Source organism: Nonomuraea sp. NPDC050680, assembly GCF_040654555.1.
GTDB lineage: Bacteria > Actinomycetota > Actinomycetes > Streptosporangiales > Streptosporangiaceae > Nonomuraea.
The window spans coordinates 19430-40235 of sequence record NZ_JBFAIF010000034.1 but is presented as its reverse complement, the minus strand read 5'-3'; the positions used below and the strand labels follow the sequence as shown (position 1 = coordinate 40235).

Here is a 20806-nt window from a genome sequence, read left to right as displayed (position 1 = left end):
GAAGAGCAGGAGATCACGTGCTCCGAACCACTCTCGTCTCACTGGTCACCTTAGCCACCACTCTCGTGCTCACGGGCACCAGCCAGGCAGCGGTCGACCTCACCGATCCGCACAAGAAGGACATCGCCATGCAGCTGGTGTCCAGTGCCGAGAACTCCACGCTCGACTGGAAGTCCCAGTACGGCTACATCGAGGACATCGACGACGGCCGCGGCTACACGGCCGGGATCATCGGGTTCTGCTCCGGCACCAGCGACATGCTGGCGCTCGTCGAGCTCTACACCAACCGCAAGCCGGGCAATGTCCTGGCCAAATACCTCCCCGCCCTCCGCAAGGTCAACGGCAGCGACTCACACGCGGGCCTCGACCCGAACTTCACCAAGGACTGGAAGAGCGCCGCCAAGGACACCGCCTTCCAGACGGCGCAGAACGACGAGCGCGACCGCGTCTACTTCAACCCGTCGGTCAGCCAGGCCAAGACGGACGGACTGCGGGCGCTGGGCCAGTTCATCTACTACGACGCGATCGTCATGCACGGCCCCGGCAGCGACAAGCTCAGCTTCGGCGGCATCAGGAAGACCGCGATGTCCAAGGCCAAGACCCCGGCGCAGGGCGGCAACGAGACGACGTACCTCAACGCGTTCCTGGACGCCCGCAAGGCCGCGATGAAGGCCGAGGAGGCGCACGAGGACACCACCCGCGTCGACACCGAGCAGCGGGTCTTCCTCAAGAACGGCAACCTCGACCTGAACCCGCCGCTGACCTGGAAGGTGTACGGCGACAGCTACACGATCAAGAGCTGATAGACGTAGGGCCCGCGCCTCTGCCACGCTCTGATCATGACCCGTGCTGGGACGATCTTATTGACAGGGGCGACGGGCGGCATCGGCTCGGCCATCGCCACGACGCTGCTGGAGGCGGGTTACCGGGTCCTGGCCCTGGTCCGCGACCCGGCCCGCCTGAGCGAGCTCGCCACCTCAGGCGGGCTCACCACGTCCGGCGGGATCACCACCTCGGTCGAACTCGGCGTCGTGGAGCGGTCGGCCGGGCCTGGTGCCACGGATGGGATCGCGGAGCTGGGCGAGATCACCCCGGTCGCGGCGAATCTCCCGTGGCCGGAGATGATGACCCCGGCCCTACCGTCCGCCGCCGTCGCCGCTGCCGGTAGCGCCCCTGCTGCGGTCACACCCACCGATGGCACGCCCGACGAAGCCAGGCCCACAACCGTCACGCACACCGATGTCACCCCCGCCGGTTTCGCCCCCGGCAGTGTCATCGCCGTCGTGGCGGACCTGGCCCGGCCGGAGACGCTGGCCGCCGCGCTGCCGCCCATCGGGGAGTTGGACGGGTTCGTCCACTGCGCGGCCATCGCCGAGGTGACGGCGACGGCGGACAGCACGGTGGAGCTGTGGCGCGACACCTTCAACGTCAACGTCGCCTCGGCCGCCGAGCTGCTGCGACTCATCCTGCCCGCCCTGCGCGGGAGCCGCGGCCGGGTGGTCCTCATCAACGCCGCGCCCGGCCTGAGCCCCAAGGGCTGGCCCGCCTACGCGGCCAGCAAGGCGGCGCTGCGCGAGCTGGGCGAGGCCGTACGGGACGAGGAACACCCCCATGGCATCCGGGTCACCACGATCTACCCGGGCGCCACGGCCACCGACCTGTTGCGCAAGGTCCGGACCGGCTTCGGCTCACCGTACGACCCCGACCGGTACCTGCCCCCGGCCGCGGTCGCCTCCCTGGTCCTGACGGCCCTCACCGCCCCACCGGAAGCCCACCTCACCGAGCTCTCCATCCTCCCGGCCCACCTCTGAGGACCGGCAAGCCGGGCTCGGCCGCTTCGACCGACAGACCGGGTGGGAGGCCCGTCACCTGGACTCCGCCCGACCGGTCGATCGACACGGTGACGTCGGCGCCCGCCACCCGCAGGCCGCGTACGGTGACCGCGCCGAGCGGGGCTCCCGCCAGGGGACGCACCACGACCTTGCCGCCCGGTACGTCCGGATACAGGCCCACCGCCGCGTGCAGCAGCGTCACGGCGGCGGCGGCCGACCACGCCTGGGGCCGGCAGGCGGCCGGGTAGGCCACCGGGCGGCCGACCGTGTCCCGGTCGTCGCCCGCGTGGAGCTCGGGCAGGCGGTAGTCGAAGCCCTCCGCCGCCGTCAGCAGGCCCCGCGCCAGCTCCGCCGCCAGCCGCCCATGACCGGTCCTGGCGAGTCCGGCGATGACGATGGCGGTGTCGTGTGACCAGACGGACCCACAGTGGTAGGACAGTGGGCTGAACGCGCCGTCGTCCGCCGACATCGTCCGCAGCCCGAAGGCGCCGGACATCGCCGGGGTGCCCAGCAGCTCCGCCACCCTCGCCTCCTCCCCCGGCGACAACACTCCCGTGCCGAGGAGGTGGCCGATGTTGCTGGTCAGCGAGTCGACGGGCCGTTTGTCGCGGTCGAGGGCCAGCGCGGGATAGCCGCTCTCCCAGCCCGCCACCGGCGCGGGATGACCGCTCGCCCGGTCAGTGTCCGGCGCGGGGTAACCGCTCCCCCCGCCAGTGACAGACGCGAGATGACCACTCCCCCGCTCGGTGTCCGGCGCGGGGTGAGTGACCCAGAAGCGGGCGCGGAAGCGGTCGGCCATCGCGCCCGCGTAGTCCAGCCACCGCTCAGCCCCCTCCCGGCCGAACGCCGTGAGCAGCGCGGCCCCCTGGTGGGCGGCGGCGCAGGCGTACCCCTGGACCTCCGCCAGCGCGATGGGCGGCTCCGCCTGGCGGCCGTCGCGGAAGCGGACCGCGTCGCCGGAGTCCTTCCACCCCTGGTTGGCCAGGCCGTGGCCGGTGGAGTCGATGTACTCCAGGAAGCCGTCCCCGTCCGGGTCCGCGTGGTCGCCGAGCCAGCCGAGCGCCGCCTCCAGGGCGGGGAGCAGGGGCTCGATCTGGGCGGCGGGCATGCCCCAGTGCCAGGCGTCGTACAGCAGGCTGATCCAGAGCGGGGTGGCGTCGATGGTGCCGTAGTAGGCGGCGGGCAGTCGCAGGCTGCCGCCGCCGTGCTCGTGGCGGCGCAGCTCGTGCATGATCTTGCCGGGCGCCTCACCGGTGGCCGGGTCGACGTGGGTGCCCTGCCGTCTGGCCAGTACGCGCAGCGTGCTTGCCGCCAGGTCGGTGCCCAGCGGCAGGAGCATCCTGGCGGCCCAGAGGCTGTCCCGCCCGAACAGCGTCAGGAACCACGGCACCCCCGCCCCCAGGAACGTGTCCCCCGGCTCACCGGTCTCGGCCAGCCTGAGGGAGCGCAGGTCTTCGAGCGAGCGCGCCGCCAGCCGTACGAGCCGGGTGTCGTCGGCCGTCACCTCGGGGACGCTCCACTCCAGCGGCTTGGTCGGCGCGGTCACCACCGCCTCGGGGTCGTCGATCATGACGGCCCACCGCAGCGTGACACGCTCGCCGGGCGCCAGCGCGACCTCCCACCGAAACCGCCCCTCGGGCAGCGGCTCAGCCGCGGCGTTCTCGCCGATCGCCCGTACGGGGCGCGGCTCGGCCGTGGCGCTCTCGCCGATCGCCCGTACGGGCTGCGGCTCGGCCGTGGCGTTCTCGGCGGTCGCCCGTACGCGGATGCGGCCGGACCGCCACTCCAGGCAGGCGCCCTCGGTGGACGAGGCGGGGGTGACGGCGGCCGGAGGGGCGCTGCCGCCGGCCTTCACCAGCTCGATCGGGGCGAAGTCGCAGCTCAGGTCGAGGGTGACAGTAGCCGTCACCGGGCGGGTGGCGGTGGAGGCGATCTCGATGAGCTCCGCCATCCGTCCGGGGGCGACCTCGCGGGTGCGGTCGAGGCGGACCGTGGGGTCCGCGATCGGGTCGCCCAGCCAGCGGAGCAGCGACACGAACCTGGTACGGCCGGCGGCCTGCGCCGCGTGCCCCACCGCCTCCGGTTCCCTGCCGTCCACGGCCAGCTTCACCTGCGACAACGCCCGCGCGTCCGCGTGGAAGAGGCCCTGCACCCCGGCCGCCCTGATCTGCCCGTCGGTGCCGCTCAGCGCGGTCGTCGGTGCCAGGACGGTGCTGACGAGGTCGTGCAGCAGCGGTTGCAGGCGGTGCGTGGCTTGGTCGAGCACGAGCGGCCCCCAAAATCTTGACAGGCGAATCGTCCAAGGGAGATAGTGCGTAACACTCCGTTTACTTGAACGATCCAATCCTGCCATACCTCCGTTTGAACGTTCAAACCATTAGAAAGCGACATGATGCCCGAAAAGGTGACGATTGCCGACGTCGCGCGGCGTGCCAACGTCTCCCGGCAGACCGTCTCGAACGTCCTGAACTCCCCCGACCTCGTCCGCGAGGAGACGCGTGAGCGCGTACGGCAGGCGGTCGAGGAGCTCGGCTACCGGGTGAACCAGGCGGCGCGCCGCATGCGGACGGGCCGGTCGCGGCTCCTGGCCGTACGGATCGAGCAAACCCAGGATGGCATGAACGTGTTCGACCGGTTCCTGCACGGCCTGACCGAGTCTGCGGCCAAGGCGGGGTATCGGGTGATCCTCTACTCGGCCGACGACGATCGGTCGGAGATCGCCACGTTCGACGACCTGCTCGGGGCGTACGAGCCGGATGCGTTCGTCCTGACCGGCACCCATTACGGCGATGTGCGCACCTCGTGGCTGGCCGAGCGGGGGCTGGCGTTCGTCACGTTCGGGCGGCCATGGGGCATGCCGGAGGGCGGCGACCATCCGTGGGTGGACGTGGACGGCGCGGCCGGTACGGCCGCCGCCACCCGGCACCTGCTCGACGCGGGTCACCGGCGGATCGGCTTCATCGGCTGGCCGGAGGGCTCCGGCGTCGGCGACGACCGCAGGAGCGGCTGGGTCCGGGCACTCGAAGCCGCGAGCCTGACGCCGCGCACGAAAGACGCCGAAGCGCGCACGAATGACGCCGAAGACGGCGAGGCGGCGGGCGTCCTGGAGCGGCGGACCGATGGGTCGGCGGCCGAGGGTGAGGTCGCGGCGCGGGAGCTGATCGCGGCCGGCGCCACGGCCCTGGTGTGCGTGAGCGACTCCGTCGCCCTGGGCGCCATGCAGGCCGGGCCGGTGCCCGTGATCGGGTTCGACGACACGCCCGTGGCGGCCGCGATCGGCCTGACCAGCCTGAGCCAGCCGCTGTCAGAGGCCGCCGTGCGCTGTGTCCGCGTGCTGACCCGGCTCCTAGAAGACGACAGCCCGGACAAGCCGGATCACGTACTGCTTCAACCCTCCCTGGTCATCCGGCGGACAGCGTGAAAGGAAACACGATGAAACACCTCCCCCTGGCGGCGCTCTCCGTACTGGCGCTGGCCGCGACCGCGTGCGGCAGCGGCTTCGAGGACAAGCCGGCGGCCGCGCCGCAGAGCAGCGGCCCCGCCTCGCTGCGGATCCTCATCGCCTCCTCCGGCGACCCGGAGACGACGGCGGTCAAGCAGGCCGCGGACGCGTGGGCGAAGGCGAGCGGCAACCAGGCCACGGTCACCCCGGCGCAGGACATCCACCAGCAGCTCGGCCAGGCGTTCGCGGGCGGCACCCCGCCCGACGTCTTCTACGTGGACGCCTCGCGGTTCGCCGACTACGCCAGTGTCGGCGCGCTGGAGCCGTACGGGGACAAGATCTCGAACCCGGACGACTTCTACCCGAGCCTGCGCACCACCTTCACCCGGGACGGCACGTTCTACTGCGCGCCGAAGGACTTCTCCACCCTGGCGCTGATCGTCAACGACGGCCTGTGGAAGAAGGCGGGCCTGGCGGCGTCCGACGTACCGACCACGTGGGAACAGCTCACCGAGGCGGCCGGCAAGCTCAAGGCCAAGGGCGTCACCCCGCTGGCGATCGGCGACACCCGCGACCGGATCGGCGCGTTCATGGTGCAGGCGGGCGGCTGGATCACCAGCGCCGACGGCAAGCAGGCCACCGGCGACAGCCCGGAGAACCTCAAGGCCCTGGAGTACGTCAAGACCCTGCTCAAGGACAAGCTGGCCCAGTACCCCAAGCAGCTCGGCGCGTCGTGGGCCGGTGAGGCGTTCGGCAAGGGCAAGGCCGCGATGACGATCGAGGGCAACTGGATCAAGGGCGCGCTGAAGGCCGACTACCCCGACATCCAGTACACGGCCCACCCGCTGCCCGCCGGGGCCAAGCAGGGCACGCTGTCGTTCACGAACTGCTGGGGCATCGCGGCCAAGAGCGCCAACAAGACGGCCGCGATCGCCTTCGTCGAGGCGATGACCAAGGCCGACCAGCAGCTCGCGTTCGCCAAGGCGTTCGGGGTCATGCCGTCGCGGCAGTCGGCCAAGGACGCCTACGTCAAGGAGTTCCCCACGGACACGGCGTTCGTGGACGGCGCCGCCTACGCCCAGGGCCCGGTGAACGCCGCCAAGATGGACAGCGTCCTGGCCGACTTCGACGCCGGGCTCCAGCAGCTCACCTCGCAGGACCCGAAGGCGCTGCTGGCCAGGTTGCGGAAGAACACGCAGTCCGCGCTGGGCGACTGATGCGCCGCAGCCGGGCCAGGGACGACGCGACGGGGTGGCTGTTCGTCGCGCCGGTCGTGGCGATCCTCGGGGTGTTCCTGCTGCTGCCGATCCTGATGGCGATGTGGGTCAGCCTCACCTCGTGGAACGGCCAGGGCAGCCCGTTCAAGAGCGGCGTGCCGTTCGTCGGGCTGGAGAACTACGGCCGGCTGTTCGCCCGCGACGACCTGGCCCGCGAGAACTTCATGATCAGCGTCAGGAACAACGCCTACTACGTGGCGATCGTCGTACCCCTGCAGACGGCGCTGGCGCTGGGTCTGGCCTTGATCGTGAACAGCCGGCTACTCAAGGGCAAGTCGTTCTTCAGGAGCGCGTTCTACTTCCCTTCGGTCACCAGTTCGGTGGCGATCAGCGTGGTGTTCCTGTTCATCTTCAGCAATTCCGGGGCGCTCACGCAGTTGCTCGGCTTCTTCGGCATCCAGGGGCCGCAGTGGTTCTCCGACGCCAGAGGGGTCATCCACCTGCTGCTCGGCATGGACACGCCGCCGGCGGTGCTGGCCGGGGCGGGGCCGTTCGGCCTGTCGTGGTGGGAGTGGCTGTCCGGGCCGAGCGTGGCGATGTGCGCGATCATCGCGCTGGTCGTGTGGACGACGTCGGGCACGTTCATGCTGATGTTCCTGGCGGCGTTGCAGGACATCCCGGTGACGCTGGAGGAGGCGGCCGTGCTCGACGGGGCGGGGCGGTGGCAGCGCTTCCGGTACGTGACGCTGCCGCTGCTCAGGCCGACGATGTTCCTGGTGCTGACGCTCGGGATGATCGGGAGCTGGCAGGTGTTCGACCAGATCTACGTCATGAGTCAGGGGGCTCCGGCCAAGACCACGCTGACCCCGGCGTTCCTGTCGTACCGGACGGCCTTCCGGGACTTCGACTATGGGGCGGGGACGGCGATCTCGTTCGTGCTGTTCCTCATCATCGTGCTGCTGACGCTGTTCCAGCGGCGCGTGATGCGGGAGAGGAGGAGCTCGTGACGCTCCCGACGCGCGACAGGACGGCAGGGGGTGGGATGCGCAGGCTCGCGAGCACCTTCACCGGCTACTCGATCCTGATCTTCTTCGCGCTCGTGTTCATCTACCCGTTCGTCATCCAGATCGCGAACTCGTTCAAGACCGAGCCGGAAGCGGCCGCCTCACCGCTCTCGCCCATCCCGCACCCGGGGACGCTGGCGGGGTTCGAGCAGGTGTTCAGCGGTACCGACCTGCCGGTGTGGCTGGGCAACTCGCTGCTGGTGACGATCGTGGTGACGGTCGGGCGCGTGTTCCTCGACTCGCTGGCCGGGTACGCGCTGTCCAGGCTGCGCTTTCGCGGGCGGTCGGCCCTGTTCGGGGCGGTCATCGCGGTGATGGCCGTGCCGGGTGTCGTCCTCTTTATCCCGAAATTTCTGGTCCTCAACCAGTTAGGGATGTATGACAGCTATCTGGCGTTGATCCTGCCGGTCCTCGTGGACGCGGCGGGGGTGTTCATCATGAAGCAGTTCTTCGACTCGATCCCGGCGGGGGTGGAGGAGGCGGCCCGGATCGACGGGGCGGGCGCGTTCCGCACGTTCTGGTCAGTGGTGCTGCCGATGGCCCGGCCGGCGCTGATCACGCTGACGATCATCTCGTTCCAGGGCACGTGGAACGAGTTCCCGCACACGCTGGTGGCCGTCCAGAACCCGGCCCTGTTCACGCTGCCCCGAGGGCTGGCCGATCTGGTCAGCGGGTCATTGGGGGGCGGCACGCAGTACCCGCTCAAGCTGGGGGCGGCGCTGCTGGCGACGATCCCGGTGGCGGTGATCTTCGTGATATTCCAGCGCAGATTCGTCCGTGGCGCCAACGAGGGCAGCGACAAAGGTTAGCCGACAAGACGGTGAGCCGAAGGTGATCCGCCACCCCTTCACATACTTCGCCGGACGATATATCGTCGCGCGTATGGTTAAGCGATCACCAGTGATGAGCGAGCCCACGTACTTCGTGCTGGCCGCCCTGCTCGACGGGCCTTCGCACGGCTACGGGATCATCAAGCGGGCCGAGGAGCAGTCCGGCGGGCGGGTACGGCTCGCCGTCGGCACCCTTTACGGCGCGCTCGACCGGTTGGCGGGCGACGGGCTGATCGCCGTGGACCGCGAGGAGACCGTCCAGGGCCGTCCGCGCCGCTACTACCGGCTGACCGAGGACGGACGTTCGGCCGTCATACGGGAGGCGGCGCGGATGGAGCAGGCCGCCCGGGTCGTCACCGGACGGATCACCCCGGCGATGGGGACGGCACAGGCATGAGCGAGGCGTTCACCGAAAGCTGGTACCGGCTGTTCCTGCGGGCCTTCCCGTCCGGTCACCGTGCCGAATACTTCGGCGGCGCTGGTGGTCGCGCTGCTGCGCGGCTGGGCACTGGCGGCACTGCCTTTGGCCTTGGCCCTCGCGCTCTCGACCGGCCGGGCCATGGTGTTCGGGACCGAGGCGACGGGTTGGGCGCCGTTCTTGGGCCCGGCGTACCACAACTGGGTTTCGCTGACGCCCTACGGCCTGCTCGCGGTCGGGGCCGTGGTCCTCGCGGCCCGCCGATCGCGGGACCTGCGCACGCGGCCGTGGTGGTGGTCGGCGATCCCGGCAGCCGCCATCATCCTCACCTACGCGCCCTATTTCGGCGAGTATGGCGAGACCTGGCAGTTGGTCAGAGGGGTTACGGAAGGCGTCCTGCTCTTGGCAGGGGTGTGGGCCACCACCGTCGCGCGCAGCCCGCGCTGGGCGTTGGCGGCGGCGATCTACATCCTGCCGGGCTTGGCGTCCGCGCTCACCAACCCATCGTCGAGCCTGCGGCACACGGCCTATTGGGTGACTCTTGCGGCTCTCTTGCTGATCATGACCGCGACGGGATGGCGGCGCGCGGCCAAAGCCCGAGGGTGATCACTCGCTGTCGTACTCGGGCGGTCGAGCCCGGCAGGGAGGCCGCCCTCTGACGGTCCTTCGTCGACTGCTATGAAGGTCGGCGTGACCCTTGTTGCAACTCGCGCTGGTGCGGTCCGTGGCGTCGATCTTGGTGATGTGCTCCTCTGGCAAGGGATCCCCTATGCCGCTCCCCCTGTGGGCGAGCTCCGGTTGCGCCCGCCGCAGCCGGCGGTGCCCTGGCAGGGAGTGCGGGAAGCCACCGCGCCGGGGAACGCGGCCATGCAGTCCGTCCTGCCCGGCCTGCCGGCGCCGGTCATGGACGAGGACTGCCTGTATGCGAACGTGGCGGCGCCTTCCCCGGACGGGCGGTTGCGGCCGGTGCTGGTGTGGGTGCACGGAGGTGGCTATCTCACCGGCAGCGGCATCGACATGTACGCCGACGGCAGCCTTTTCGCACGCACCCATGATCTCGTCGTGGTCAGCTTCAACTACCGGCTGGGCAGCCTGGGCTTCCTCGACATCGGCGACTCCTCAGGCGTCTCTGGACTGCTCGACCAAATTCAGGCATTGCGCTGGGTGCAGGAGAACATCGCGGCATTCGGCGGAGATCCGAAGCGGGTCACCCTGTACGGGCTGTCCGCCGGCGCCAAGAGCGTGGCCAACCTGCTGGCCAGCCCGCTCACCCGAGGGCTGATCCACCGGGCCGCGTCCAGCAGCGGCGGCGGCGACCACGTCGCCACCCCGGCGCAGGCCAAGGCCGTGACCGTACGGTTCCTGCGAGAGCTCGGCGTGAGCGCCGACCGAGTGCGCGAGGTGCCCGCCGCCGAGATGCTCGCGGCCCAGGACGCCATCGCCACCGGCGCGAAGGCACTGTGGATCTGGCGGCCCGCCATCGACGGGACCGTGCTGTCCGGCAGGCCCATCGACGCCATCGCCGCAGGTTCCGCCGCCGGTGTCCCGCTGCTCGCACAGACCTGCGGGAACGAGGGCGGCACCTTCCAAATGATGGACGGCAGTACGGCCGCACAGGCGCCGAGGGTACTGGCCGAACTGTTCGGCGCGGCCGAGGCGGACACGATGCTGGCCGCCTACCGCGAGAGCCGACCCGAGCTCGACGACACCGCGCTCGGCCTGGCCGTCCTGGGTGACGAACGGTACGGCATCCCCACAACCCGGCTGGCCGAAGCGCAGGCGCGACACGCGCCGGTGTGGCGATCCCGCTACGACGGCCCCTTTCCCGGGGTACCCGCCACGACACCCCTGGGCAGGCTGCTGCGCGGCGGGCACGGCGCGGACGGACCGATGATCTGGCAGTCGATCCCACTCACCGAGCCCGCCGACCGAGCGCTGTCGGCGGAACTGCACGACACCTGGGGGCACTTCGCCCGCGGCGACACACCCGGCTGGGCACCCTACGACACCGAACACCGCCAGACCATGATCTTCGACACCGGCCAGAGCCGGGTCGAACCCGATCCACGCCCGACCGAACGCCACGCCTGGAACGGCCGCACCTGGCCCTCAGGCACCTGGTGGCACCTCGACGGCCTCAACTGAGACGGCCCCAACTGAAAGCCCGGTCAGGTCAGTGGTCGTAGCGGCCCCGGCACCCGGACGGCTCATGATTTCGGCGCGCTCGCCAGGTGGACCAGTTTCTCGGAAGCGCCACGGGCGCGCAGGCGCGCGGGCGCGTGGCGGACCAGCCAGGCGAACAGTGTGGCGCGCTTGTCCTCCTCCTCGTCCCAGGCATCCCAAGGGAGCCGGTCTGCCAGCAGGTCAGGCTCCCAGTGGGCCACCGCTTCCGCCAGGCGCTGGTCGGCAAGGGGATGGGCGACCGCCTCCCAAGTTGCCAGCCACGGGTCGAGCGTGCCAGACGCCTCGGCGCACACCACGAACACCTCGTACGCGGGCACGGCGATCTCGGATGTGGTGAGGCTGTACATCCACCACGCGTGCAGGAATGCCCAGATCGCCGCCACCTGCTCCGCGGGCCAATCCCGCCACTGACCGCGGACAAAGGAGCGACCAATCTCCTCCATACCGGATATCTGGTCCTCGGCATGATCGTGACCGCGGTGACCGGCAAGGACTTCCGCCAGGTGAGCCGGGACCTGATCCTCACGCCGTACGGGATGCGGGACACGTACTGGCCGGCCAAGGGCGACTACGACATCCGCGGCCCGCACGCCCACACCTACGGGGTGCACCCGGGCCGCCCGCAGGGCGGCGAGGTGGATCTGACCGACCGGCTGCCGACGTACGAGTTCGGGCCCAGCGGCGGTCTGGTCTCCACCCCGCAGGACCTCAACCGGTTCTGGAGCAAGGCCCCGCTGGGCAAGATGATGGCCAGGACGGTGCCGGTCGAGCAGGAAGGCTGGCCCGAAGGCGCCCGCTATGGCTACGGGGTGACCCGGATGAAGTCGGGCTGCGGCTACGCCTACTTCGCCGCCGGCGACATGCCGGGGGCCGCGGTGTTCAGCGGCCGGGACCGGGCCGGGCGCGCCGCCACCGTCTACGTCACGGGCGTGCCAGACAAGCGGCAGCACCTGATCGACGCCTTCGTCGCCACGATGTGCGACCGCTGAGTCCGCCCGCGCTGAGCACGCGTGCGGCCGAAGACTCGGGCTGACCGTTACAGCGCCCTTAGGTGGGCTCGTCCGGTTGATCAAGACCCAGCTTCGTGCGTAGGCGTGTGACGCCGGCGTGGAGGGTGGGGGGCACCGTGATCAGGAGGATCACGGCGTCGCTGAGGCTGTTGCGTGCGGTTTCCACGATCATCCAGCCGAGCAGCACGGTCAGTGGGGTCCAGGTGCGCAGGTCTGTCCGTAAGATCCAGCGGAGAACGGACAGCAGATAGTCGGCTGGCATGTGCCGTACTGGGCGGCGCAGGGTCAGAGCCAGAGCGGGCATGCTGAGAGCCAGCCTGAGCGCGAAGCGGGTGCGGGCCCGCCGGTCCTGCGGCACGTCGAGCTCGCCGAGCCATTCGTCCACATAGCTCGCTCTGACCGCCGCCGGGAGAAGCAGCGCGCCGAGGACGAGCAGCCGGTACGTCGCGCCGGTGTCCGCGGATAGGTGGGTCAGGCGTCCGCGTGCGATCGATTCGAGTTCGTCCGCGATGGCCCGCAGGCCGAGGTGCCCGGCGAGCGGTGCGATGATGTCAAGCGTCTGCTCGCTCTTCAGCCGCTGTTTCTCCTGGTCGAGGTGCTGGATGGTGCGCATGTTGTGCAGCCGATCGAGCACCTTCAGGGCAAGGGCGCGGTAGTCTGCGGCGTCGATGGCCGCCTGGTCGTGCCTGTCGTCGAGCTCGGTCATGCTCTGGACCAGCGTGGTGATCTCGTCGCCGAACTCCGCGCGGAGCTGTGCGGCGTCACATCCGGTGTCCTCGATCACATCGTGGAGCAGGGCAGCGCAGACAGTGGCACAGTCCAGGCCGGCGTCGATCGCGATCTCCGCCACAGCGACGGGGTGGGTGATGTACGGGTCACCACTCTTGCGCACCTGGCCCGCATGGCAACGGGCGGCGAACCCGTAAGCACGCTGGATCCTGCCACGCTCCACAGCCGTCGATTCGGCGGGCAGCCGAGCCAGCAGCGGCTCCAGTAAGCCGGTCATGACGTCGCCGGCCGGAGGTTCGCAGCAGGTCCGCGAGAGCGCTCGGCTCGCTCGAGAGCGGCCCGAGCTCGAAGTGCGCCCTTCTCGGTCAGCGTGTAGTAGTAGCGGGCGCGGCGTCCCTGGGCCAGGTGCTCGGCCGCAGACTCCTTGCGGCGCTCGATCCACCCGAATTCACGCTCCAGCCTGGCCAGGATCGGGTAGATGGTGCCGCTGGGCTGAGCGGTCTTCTCGCACAGTTCCAGCCCGTAGCGGCGCTTGGTCGGGTCGGACAGCATCTCTTCCAGCACGAGCATCGTCTGCAGGGTCATCCGCGGACCATCCGTCATGTGTAGAACTCTAGATATCCAACACGGAACGTGACATCACCTTGCGGGTGACAACCATGTGCCACTCGCGGTCTCGCTCAATCCCCTGATGCCGCCAAGCGCATCGAGCGCCCGCCCAGCCATGCCCCGACACTCGCGCCACGGCAGCCGTCCCAGCCCGCGGCCACGGCACAAATTCTTGTTTTCGCAGCTGGACCGCGTCTCGCGTGTCCCACCGTGTCCCACGGACGCCGCACGCGACCTTGCCGCGGTGGTCGGATGAGTCCCGTCACCACGTACCGACGAAGGAACAACCAGCACCAACCCGACAAGAAAGGCAGTGACAGGACATGGACCAGCACGTAAGCGACGGCGTCAAGGACATTGAGCAGCAGCCCAAGGGGCGCGGAACGAGGTTCACGCTCAACGGCGCGCTTTGGTCACTTCAAGCGTTGTTCGGCTTCTTCTTCGCCGGCAGCGGTTTCGGCAAAGTGCTGTTGTACGACGGAGCTCTGTATGCGGCGGCGCCCCGGGCCGTGGCGTGGTACGCCGCCGTGCCGCAGCCCCTGATCGTCTTCATCGGGGTCTGTGAGGTACTTGGCGGCGTCGGCCTGATCCTGCCGGCGATGACGGGAGTCAAACCGAAGCTGACGCCGCTCGCCGCCGCCGGCCTGACGCTGACAATGATCCTCGCGGCCGGCTTTCACATCACGCGCGGCGAATACGAATTGGTACCCGCGAATCTCCTGCTGGGCGGCGTCGCGGCGTACATCGCGGTCGGACGGTGGAAGCTGAGGCCCATCGCACCCGCGACCATCACCGCCTCACGCGTACTCAAGTCATTGGCGGTCCTGGGCGTGCTGGCCCTGCTGGCTTTCGCTCCGACGTGGTACACGATGACCAACGTCCAATTCTGATCACGCCGTTCCGCTCGCCGACTGCCCCGACCACCTCGCTCAGTATGAGGGGCTCATCGAGGGCACCGAGCGGGTGCGCCCCGAGGAAGAGCGGGGCCAGCGGCCGTATGAGCCCAGCGCGGAGTTCGCCGCCGCACGCGTCTACCCGAGGAACTCCCGCAGCGAGCGCGGCTGGCGACCCAGGATGTCGGCCACGGTCGTGGTCGTGCTCGCCCAGCGACCATCCCCGATCTGAGCCATGAGTTCGGCCAGGTCACGGGCCGCTTGGGCGGGCATGCCGCGCTTCTCCAGGCGAACGGCGGCTTCCTCCACCGGCTGGTCCACGTAACGTACGGTCCGGCCGAGTGCTCGGGTGAGCTCGGCGGCGATCTCGTCATGCGTAGGCGCCACCGGGCCGGTGAGCTCGTACGTGGCGTCGGCGCCGACGGGACGCGTGAGCAACGCGGCCGCCACCGCCGCGATGTCCCGCGCGTCGATATAGCCGACCCTGCCCCTGCCGTACGAGCCGAAGATCTGCCCCTCCTCATCCACATCGCCCGCGAGATTCTGCATGAAGCCGACCGGCGCCAGGATCGACCACGGCACGCCCGACGCCTTCAGATGCGCGTCGACCTGCCCGTGCAGGCCGAACCCGAGCAGGCTGCCCGACGTCACGCCGCGCACGGACACGGTCACCACCTGCGCCACACCCGCGGCCGCCGCGTGATCGATGACCGCCTTGTGCGCTGCCACGAAACCCGGCCACAGCGCGCTGTTGAGAAAGAGCCTGTCACCCGGCTCGATCGGGATGCTCTCCGGCCGCTCCAGGACGCCGACCACGTAGTCGCATCCCAACTCCTCGCCCTGTTCCGCGCGCCGTACCACGGCTCGCACCGCACCGCCGAGTTCCTCGACCAGCGCGCGCCCGATCGTGCCCGTCGCACCTGTCACCACGATCATCGCTACCTCCTAAGTGGAATCTCAGCTTCCGGTTGTATACTAAGCGGAAGCCGGTCGTCCACTTCAACGGGAGTTCAATGCGCGCCGATGCCCGCCGCAACCGGGACAGGATCCTGGAGGCGGCACGTGACGCTGTGGCCGAGCGCGGCGCGGACGCGCCGATGGAGCTGATCGCCCGCCGGGCCGGGGTCGGCGTCGGTACGCTCTATCGCCGCTTCCCTGACCGAGGCATGCTGCTCGCCGCCCTGGCGGAGCAGTATGTTCACGAGCTCATGGACGCCCTCGACCACGCCGTGACAGCCGAGCCTGACGCGTGGTCGGCCATTCGCGCCTTCGTCGTCTACAGCGTGGAGAAGGGCCGCGGCGCCATCGCGGTCGCGCTGGCCGGGGCCTCCGCGCCGCAGGCGAGGCAGGCGCTGGTGCGTCGACTCGACGAGCTGGTACTGCTGGCGCAGGCGGACGGCGCGATGCGGTCAGATGTCGGCACCGACGACCTCATGGAGCTGCTCAATGTGTTCGCCTGCCACCCGGACGTCATCCCGAAGCGCTTCCTCCCCCTCATGCTCGACGGCCTCGACCGGCGCTAGGCCGGCGGCCGCGGTTGGTGATCGGGGGCAGCAACGCTGGCCGAGCTGTTCGGAGCCCGAGAGGGGAACACGTTCGAGAAAGTTCAGCTCGCTTCACGAAGGGGCTGGAACTGGACGGTGAGACGTAGGCCGAGGGCTTCGGCGAAGCGTTCCAGCATAGGGATGGTCGGCATGGTGCCGCCGGCTTCGAACCGGGCCACCGCCGGCTGCTGGAGACCCGCTCGCTCGGCCAGCTCCGACTGGGTCAAGCCAAGCTCCTCCCGGCGCAGCCGTACGGCCTCACCCAGCTCGAAGCGGATCCGAGCGGCTTCGTAAGCGGCTCCGGCGCCCGGACGGCTCATGATTTCGGCGCGCTTGTCGGTCCATGCCTTGCGCTCGCTCATGTCACTCATCCTCATCCGCCGCGTGAGCCTCGGCGATGCACCGATTCAGAGCTCGCACAGCTCGTTTGACCTCGGCCGTCTCGCGCATCCGCTGCTTACGGAACACTGTCAGCAAGATGATCCGTCTGCCTGATGCGATCCAGTACGTGATGCGCACAGCCTCTTGAGAGAGATGGAACCGAAGCTCCCTAAGCTTGCCATGCAGTTGCCTGGTGTACGGCTCGTCGAGCAGCACTCCACACCACGCCAGCAAATCGACATAGAAGACCGCCGTTTCCTGATCCTCCTGGCTGAGCGAGTCGAACCACTTGTCCACCTCAGGTTCCAACTCCACCTCTCCCCAATTCATAACACGGACGTTATAGAGCAGGCAAGTGCGGTGTCTCTGAAACGAGAAATCAGCCCAGGTCACCGGCTACGCTCGCCTATTTTGGCGAAGCGATCCCATCCGACGCAGTGCGGATAGACCCACTGCCAGAGGCCGTCTCAGGCAGACGATGTTGCTCTGTCGTACGAGCTTGTGGGCGGCGCCCGGCCGCTTGGCCCGGCAAAGTCAGCGTTGGAATGGCCGATGCCGACGAAGGTGCGGCGTGGCGTGCCTGCCCGGTGTGGCAGGCATGCCACGCCGACCTGGTCACGCGCGGGTCGTGAGCGCGAAGATCTTGACGTTCGGCGCCGCGGGGCTGGTGAACGAGACGCCCTGGGACTTGGCGTCGGTGGTGGCTACGCCGTCCACGTCGTACTGGAGTTTCTGCGCGCGGGAGGAGCCGGACGGCCAGCAGGCGGCGGGCAGGTTCGGGATGGGGATGTCGGCGGTGGGGATGTCGTCAGATCCGGCCCCCCACGAGGTGCTGGGGGGCGCCGACGTTCACCACGATGTCGCCGCCCGTGTTCAGCAGGGGCTCGGGAAGCCAGGAGCCGTCGGGCCAATGCGGGGTCTCCCAGCGGGCGGATCCGCTGATGCCGCGATCACGGGTTACGGCTTGCGGCCGACGCCCCCGTAGAGCCATCGCGTGGCCTCGGGGGCCTGGTCGTCCGGGTCGGGGTGCCAGGTGTCGATGGTGACCAGGCCGGGAGGCACCAGCTCGAATCCCTCGAAGAAGCGTGCGACCTCCGCGTGCTCACGGAAGTAGATCGGCGTCGGCGTGTCCGCGTAAACAGCCTCGATCGCGGCCACCGCATCCGCCAGGTGACCGTCGCGGGTGACGTGGGTCAGCGTGAGGTAGCTGCCGGACGGCAGGGAGTCGCGCAGCTGGGTCATGACCGCCTCCCGCTCATCCATGGTCAGGAAGTGCACCATAGCGATCATCAGGACGCCGACCGGCTGGCTGAAGTCGAGGAGCTTGACGGTATGCGGGTGTTCGAGGACCTCGATGGGGCGCCGCATGTCGGCGGCGGCCACGGTGGTGTTCTGGTCGGTCGCGAGCAGGGCGCGGCCGTGTTGCAGCACGACGGGGTCGTTGTCGACGTAGACGACGCGGGCGTCGGGGATGATCTCCTGGGCGATCTCGTGCGTGTTGCCGACCGTGGGCAGGCCGGAACCGATGTCGATGAACTGCCGAACACCCTGCCTTGCCATGTGACGTACGGCACGGCGCAGGAACGCCCGGTTTTCCAAGGCCAGCTGGCCGACCTCCGGCATAGCCTTCTCGACTCGGCGTACGGCTTCCCGGTCGATCTCGAAGTTGTCCTTGCCCCCCAGGTAGTAGTCGTACATCCGGGCGACGCTCGGCCTGGTGACGTCGATGCCGCTAGGTCCGTCTGCGCCTTGCTCCGTCATGAACGGCCTCCAACCCCTAGATCATTTCCCTAAAATTAGCGCAAACACGGACGGGGCGGGTTAAGCGCCAGTCGACGGGCGAGTTCGCCGAAGCATATCGAGCGTCTCGACCAGGACGTATAGGAAATTGACCAATATCTTTACCCGGCACACGAGGATCGAGTCGGAAGCTTCAACCGTCTCACTGAGATCATCCAGCGCTCACCAAGGGCGGCTGGAGCCTCATCGCCGGCCAGGAGCCTGGCCGTGCGCCCATAGCGCGCACGACCAGGCTGTGCGGCCATCCGAAGATCGCTGCCATCGGGAGCCCGCCGGCCTTGGCCGGGTCCGGGCAGGTCAGTGGCGGGGTGGCGCCGTGATCGCGTTCACCGAGTACGTCGTGTCGGGGGCGGGAGTCGTGGTGAAGCGGGCGTTGGGCAGGTAGAGCCGGTTGCCGAACGATGCCACGGTGCTGGGGACGTCGAAGCGGGGGTCCGTCAGCCGGTTCACGACCTGGCCGGAGGAGCCGTCGGCGGTCAGGCGGATGACGGTGACCGTGTTGAGCCGGTTCTGCACCACGTACAGTGTCCGGCCGTCCAGCAGCAGGCCGTCGCCGTTGACCAGGGATTCACCGCCCAGGTTCACCTCCGTGGTGACGCCGGTGGCGGGGTCGGCCTTGAAGAGCTTGCCGACGTTGGACTGGACGATGAGCAGGCCCTTGTGGTCGGGGGTCGGGGCTATGCCGTTGGCGTTGTTGCCGGTCGTGTACTGGATGGCGCCCGTGAGCGGCACCGATACCGCCTGGTCGGGCAGCGCGCCGTGGCGGCCGAGCGGCACCTTGTACAGGACGGGGTTGGTGGAGTCGGTGAACCAGGCCGCGTCCCGCGTGAGCACGACGTCGTTGACGAACGACGCCCCGGTGGCGAGCGTGTACGACTTGAGCACCGCTCCGGTACGGGCGTCGATCACCCGGGCGTTCCCAGCGGCGCCACCGGAGACGAACAGACGGTTCCGCGAGTCGAGCTTGAGCCCGACCGAAGGGGTGCCGGGGCCCTTGCTGACGACGGCGCCCTGGCCGGTGCGCAGGTCGGCGCGGTAGATGTCGCCGTTCGCCAGGGAGCCGAGGTAGGCCACCGGCCGGCTGCCGATCGCTATCCCCTCCGGCCGGAAGCCGTTGGGGAGCGCGATCGTGGCAGGCAGCGTCACAGTGTCAGGCAGCGTCATCGTGTCGGACTGTGTGGCCGTCTGCGCCATCGTGCCGGGCGGCGTGGCCGCCGACGCGGGCGCGCCGGGCAAGGTGACGAAAAGGGCGCAGAGCGCGGTCGTGAGGATCGCTGATCTCATGCGGCCCACGATGCCCCTGCGCCCCAGCCCGGCAAAGGCCCAAGGAGCCGGTTCACAGCTATTTCTGAGGAAATAATGCGAAATATCAGACTTCGACTACTTCTACTCCCATGAGGTCGGCCAGGGCGCGCAGTTCGGCGGCGCGGTGGCCGGTGCCGAGGGACCAGTGATGGGAGATGCCGGTCGCGCTCCAGTCGTCCGTCCACTCCCCCGGATCGCGGCCGAAGTCGACGCGCGACGTGGTGTTGCCGATCTTGAGGTGCGGGCCGTCCACGGTCTCGCCCTCCGACACGGCGAAGCCGAACCGCCCGTCACGCCGCTGAAGCAGCCCGAACGCCGTCACCGGCCCGTGCGCCACGTCGAACTCGACCGACACCCCCCACCCGCGCTTGCCATGGAAGACGCCCAGACCGCGCAGCAGCGGCTTGCGCGAGCTGATGGCCAGGTGGGCGGGCCCGTCGTGGCCCATCTCGACATGTCCGCGCAGGAAGTCGAGCGCCTGCAGCTCGGTGAACGAGCCGCCGCCGCCCAGCCGATCCATGATCAGCATGGCCAGGGAGGTCCGCAGCTCGTACTCCCCCGCCGCCGGGACGCCCCGCGCGGTGAGCAGGGACGAGCCGAGGATCATGCCCGCGCCGAGCCGTTCGTGGATCTCGCCGTCGAGCCCGCGGTGGTAGTAGGCGAGGCTGTCCAGCTCGAAGTCGGCCACCAGCTGGTCCAGCCCGGCCGATACGCGGGCTGCCCACTCGAAGTCCTCGGGCACGACCGTGTCGGCCAGCTCGAACACCTCCCGCGCGAGCTCCATCCGCTCCTTGACCTGGGTGTCGGTGACCTTCTCGACGCGTACCCGCAGGTCGTCGAACTCCAGCACCTCCACGTGGCCGCCCAGATTGACCGGCACCAGCGTCAGGTCGGTGGCGACGTCGAGCATGCCCGGGTAGAGGTGGCCCATCAGCCCGTGCCGCCCGTCGCGCAGCGTGGCCCGTACGCCCGCCGCCTTCACCCACCGCTCGATCCGCGCCCAGGCCCGCTCGTCCTCCAGGTAGCCGGAGACCGAACGGAACGGGATCCCGGCCCTGGTGAACGTGTTGGCCATCTCCGGCAGCGGGCACGCGCCGCAGTAGGCCAGCCACTGCCCGGTGTCGAAGGTCTCGTGGTCCATCGACTCCGACGGCTGCAGGTTGATCAGCAGCACCGGTGCGCCGCTGCGCTGGGCGATCGGCAGCAGCATGGTGGCGGTCATGTAGGTGGTGAGGAAGCCGACGATCAGGTCGCAGCCCGCCTCGCGCAGCCGTTCCGCCGCGGCCGCGCCCTGCTGGGCGTCGGAGATGAAGCCGACGTCGACCACTTCGCAGCCGAGTGTGCCCATGCGCTCGGAGACGCGCGCGGACGAGCGCTCCAGTTGGGGCAGCAGGTCGGGGAACTGCGGCCAGTACGCGCCGAGCCCGCCCGCCACGAGTCCGACCTTGGTGGGCCGCGCGGGGATCCGTTCGAGCGTCATGTCTTCTTGGTCTCCTCTTCCGGTCGCGGGTGCGGTATCCCGCCGTTACAGGTTGGGGCTTCGGCAAG

The 20806-nt window shown here is 69.4% G+C and carries 22 protein-coding genes; 12 read left to right on the top strand and 10 right to left on the bottom strand.

Annotation, left to right across the window (positions count from 1 at the left end; translation table 11 throughout):
* Positions 1-17 precede the first annotated feature (17 nt).
* The gene (locus AB0H88_RS49645) at positions 18-803 is read left to right on the top strand and encodes a chitosanase (RefSeq protein WP_357656817.1); all 786 of its coding nucleotides are present in this window, start codon (positions 18-20) and stop codon (positions 801-803) included.
* A 36-nt stretch (positions 804-839) separates the two neighbouring features.
* Positions 840-1811, top strand: coding sequence for an SDR family NAD(P)-dependent oxidoreductase (locus AB0H88_RS49640; protein WP_357656815.1), 972 nt, complete (start codon positions 840-842; stop codon positions 1809-1811).
* On the opposite strand, the gene AB0H88_RS49635 is transcribed toward AB0H88_RS49640, so the two are convergent.
* Positions 1777-4098: a glycogen debranching N-terminal domain-containing protein gene (locus tag AB0H88_RS49635; protein WP_357656813.1), complete on the bottom strand. Its 2322-nt coding sequence runs from the start codon at positions 4096-4098 to the stop codon at positions 1777-1779. The two genes, AB0H88_RS49640 and AB0H88_RS49635, sit on opposite strands and share 35 nt — an antisense overlap.
* A 138-nt stretch (positions 4099-4236) precedes the next feature.
* Here AB0H88_RS49635 and AB0H88_RS49630 point away from each other — a divergent pair, with 138 nt between their 5' ends.
* The 7 genes from AB0H88_RS49630 to AB0H88_RS49600 all read left to right on the top strand — a co-directional run bounded on the left by AB0H88_RS49630 (position 4237) and on the right by AB0H88_RS49600 (position 10948).
* Positions 4237-5253 carry a LacI family DNA-binding transcriptional regulator gene (locus AB0H88_RS49630; RefSeq protein WP_357656812.1) on the top strand — a complete coding sequence of 339 codons (1017 nt, stop codon included), beginning with the start codon at positions 4237-4239 and terminating at the stop codon, positions 5251-5253.
* Positions 5254-5264: 11 nt separating this feature from the next.
* A complete protein-coding gene (locus AB0H88_RS49625) occupies positions 5265-6491 on the top strand; it encodes an extracellular solute-binding protein (protein ID WP_357656810.1) in 1227 nt (408 codons plus the stop codon).
* Complete coding sequence (locus AB0H88_RS49620; protein WP_357656808.1) at positions 6491-7498, top strand: sugar ABC transporter permease; 1008 nt, start codon at positions 6491-6493, stop codon at positions 7496-7498. Before AB0H88_RS49625 ends, AB0H88_RS49620 begins: the two co-directional genes overlap by 1 nt.
* Complete coding sequence (locus AB0H88_RS49615; protein ID WP_357656806.1) at positions 7495-8364, top strand: carbohydrate ABC transporter permease; 870 nt, start codon at positions 7495-7497, stop codon at positions 8362-8364. Before AB0H88_RS49620 ends, AB0H88_RS49615 begins: the two co-directional genes overlap by 4 nt.
* Positions 8365-8437: 73 nt before the next feature.
* Positions 8438-8782: a PadR family transcriptional regulator gene (locus tag AB0H88_RS49610; RefSeq protein ID WP_357656804.1), complete on the top strand. Its 345-nt coding sequence runs from the start codon at positions 8438-8440 to the stop codon at positions 8780-8782.
* A gap of 60 nt (positions 8783-8842) precedes the next feature.
* Positions 8843-9409: a hypothetical protein gene (locus AB0H88_RS49605; protein WP_357656802.1), complete on the top strand. Its 567-nt coding sequence runs from the start codon at positions 8843-8845 to the stop codon at positions 9407-9409.
* Between the two features lie 72 nt (positions 9410-9481).
* Positions 9482-10948 (top strand): carboxylesterase family protein, encoded by a 1467-nt coding sequence (locus tag AB0H88_RS49600; RefSeq protein ID WP_357656801.1) that lies wholly within the window; start codon positions 9482-9484, stop codon positions 10946-10948.
* 62 nt (positions 10949-11010) lie between these two features.
* On the opposite strand, the gene AB0H88_RS49595 is transcribed toward AB0H88_RS49600, so the two are convergent.
* On the bottom strand, positions 11011-11430 hold the full coding sequence (locus tag AB0H88_RS49595; RefSeq protein WP_357656799.1) for a hypothetical protein: 420 nt from the start codon (positions 11428-11430) through the stop codon (positions 11011-11013).
* Positions 11431-11451: 21 nt separating this feature from the next.
* Here AB0H88_RS49595 and AB0H88_RS49590 point away from each other — a divergent pair, with 21 nt between their 5' ends.
* On the top strand, positions 11452-11976 hold the full coding sequence (locus AB0H88_RS49590) for a serine hydrolase (RefSeq protein WP_357656797.1): 525 nt from the start codon (positions 11452-11454) through the stop codon (positions 11974-11976).
* A gap of 58 nt (positions 11977-12034) precedes the next feature.
* Here the strand turns inward: AB0H88_RS49590 and AB0H88_RS49585 are convergent, their stop codons facing one another.
* Complete coding sequence (locus AB0H88_RS49585; RefSeq protein WP_357656796.1) at positions 12035-13003, bottom strand: HD domain-containing protein; 969 nt, start codon at positions 13001-13003, stop codon at positions 12035-12037.
* Entirely contained in the window at positions 13000-13329 is a 330-nt protein-coding gene (locus tag AB0H88_RS49580; RefSeq protein ID WP_357656794.1) for a helix-turn-helix transcriptional regulator, read from the bottom strand. Before AB0H88_RS49580 ends, AB0H88_RS49585 begins: the two co-directional genes overlap by 4 nt.
* Positions 13330-13658: 329 nt before the next feature.
* Here AB0H88_RS49580 and AB0H88_RS49575 point away from each other — a divergent pair, with 329 nt between their 5' ends.
* Positions 13659-14225, top strand: coding sequence for a DoxX family protein (locus AB0H88_RS49575; protein ID WP_357656792.1), 567 nt, complete (start codon positions 13659-13661; stop codon positions 14223-14225).
* A gap of 141 nt (positions 14226-14366) precedes the next feature.
* On the opposite strand, the gene AB0H88_RS49570 is transcribed toward AB0H88_RS49575, so the two are convergent.
* Positions 14367-15164, bottom strand: coding sequence for an NAD(P)H-binding protein (locus AB0H88_RS49570; protein WP_357656790.1), 798 nt, complete (start codon positions 15162-15164; stop codon positions 14367-14369).
* A gap of 77 nt (positions 15165-15241) precedes the next feature.
* Here AB0H88_RS49570 and AB0H88_RS49565 point away from each other — a divergent pair, with 77 nt between their 5' ends.
* Positions 15242-15751, top strand: coding sequence for a helix-turn-helix domain-containing protein (locus AB0H88_RS49565; protein ID WP_357656789.1), 510 nt, complete (start codon positions 15242-15244; stop codon positions 15749-15751).
* Between the two features lie 83 nt (positions 15752-15834).
* Here the strand turns inward: AB0H88_RS49565 and AB0H88_RS49560 are convergent, their stop codons facing one another.
* The 5 genes from AB0H88_RS49560 to AB0H88_RS49540 all read right to left on the bottom strand — a co-directional run bounded on the left by AB0H88_RS49560 (position 15835) and on the right by AB0H88_RS49540 (position 20738).
* The gene (locus AB0H88_RS49560; protein WP_357656787.1) at positions 15835-16134 is read right to left on the bottom strand and encodes a helix-turn-helix transcriptional regulator; all 300 of its coding nucleotides are present in this window, start codon (positions 16132-16134) and stop codon (positions 15835-15837) included.
* Between the two features lies 1 nt (position 16135).
* Positions 16136-16483, bottom strand: a complete 348-nt coding sequence (locus AB0H88_RS49555; protein ID WP_357656785.1) for a type II toxin-antitoxin system RelE/ParE family toxin — start codon at positions 16481-16483, stop codon at positions 16136-16138.
* Between the two features lie 627 nt (positions 16484-17110).
* Positions 17111-17914 carry an SAM-dependent methyltransferase gene (locus AB0H88_RS49550; RefSeq protein ID WP_357656783.1) on the bottom strand — a complete coding sequence of 268 codons (804 nt, stop codon included), beginning with the start codon at positions 17912-17914 and terminating at the stop codon, positions 17111-17113.
* Positions 17915-18250: 336 nt separating this feature from the next.
* Positions 18251-19237: a superoxide dismutase gene (locus AB0H88_RS49545; protein WP_357656781.1), complete on the bottom strand. Its 987-nt coding sequence runs from the start codon at positions 19235-19237 to the stop codon at positions 18251-18253.
* An 85-nt stretch (positions 19238-19322) separates the two neighbouring features.
* Positions 19323-20738, bottom strand: a complete 1416-nt coding sequence (locus AB0H88_RS49540) for an L-fucose/L-arabinose isomerase family protein (protein WP_225297993.1) — start codon at positions 20736-20738, stop codon at positions 19323-19325.
* Positions 20739-20806 lie beyond the last annotated feature (68 nt).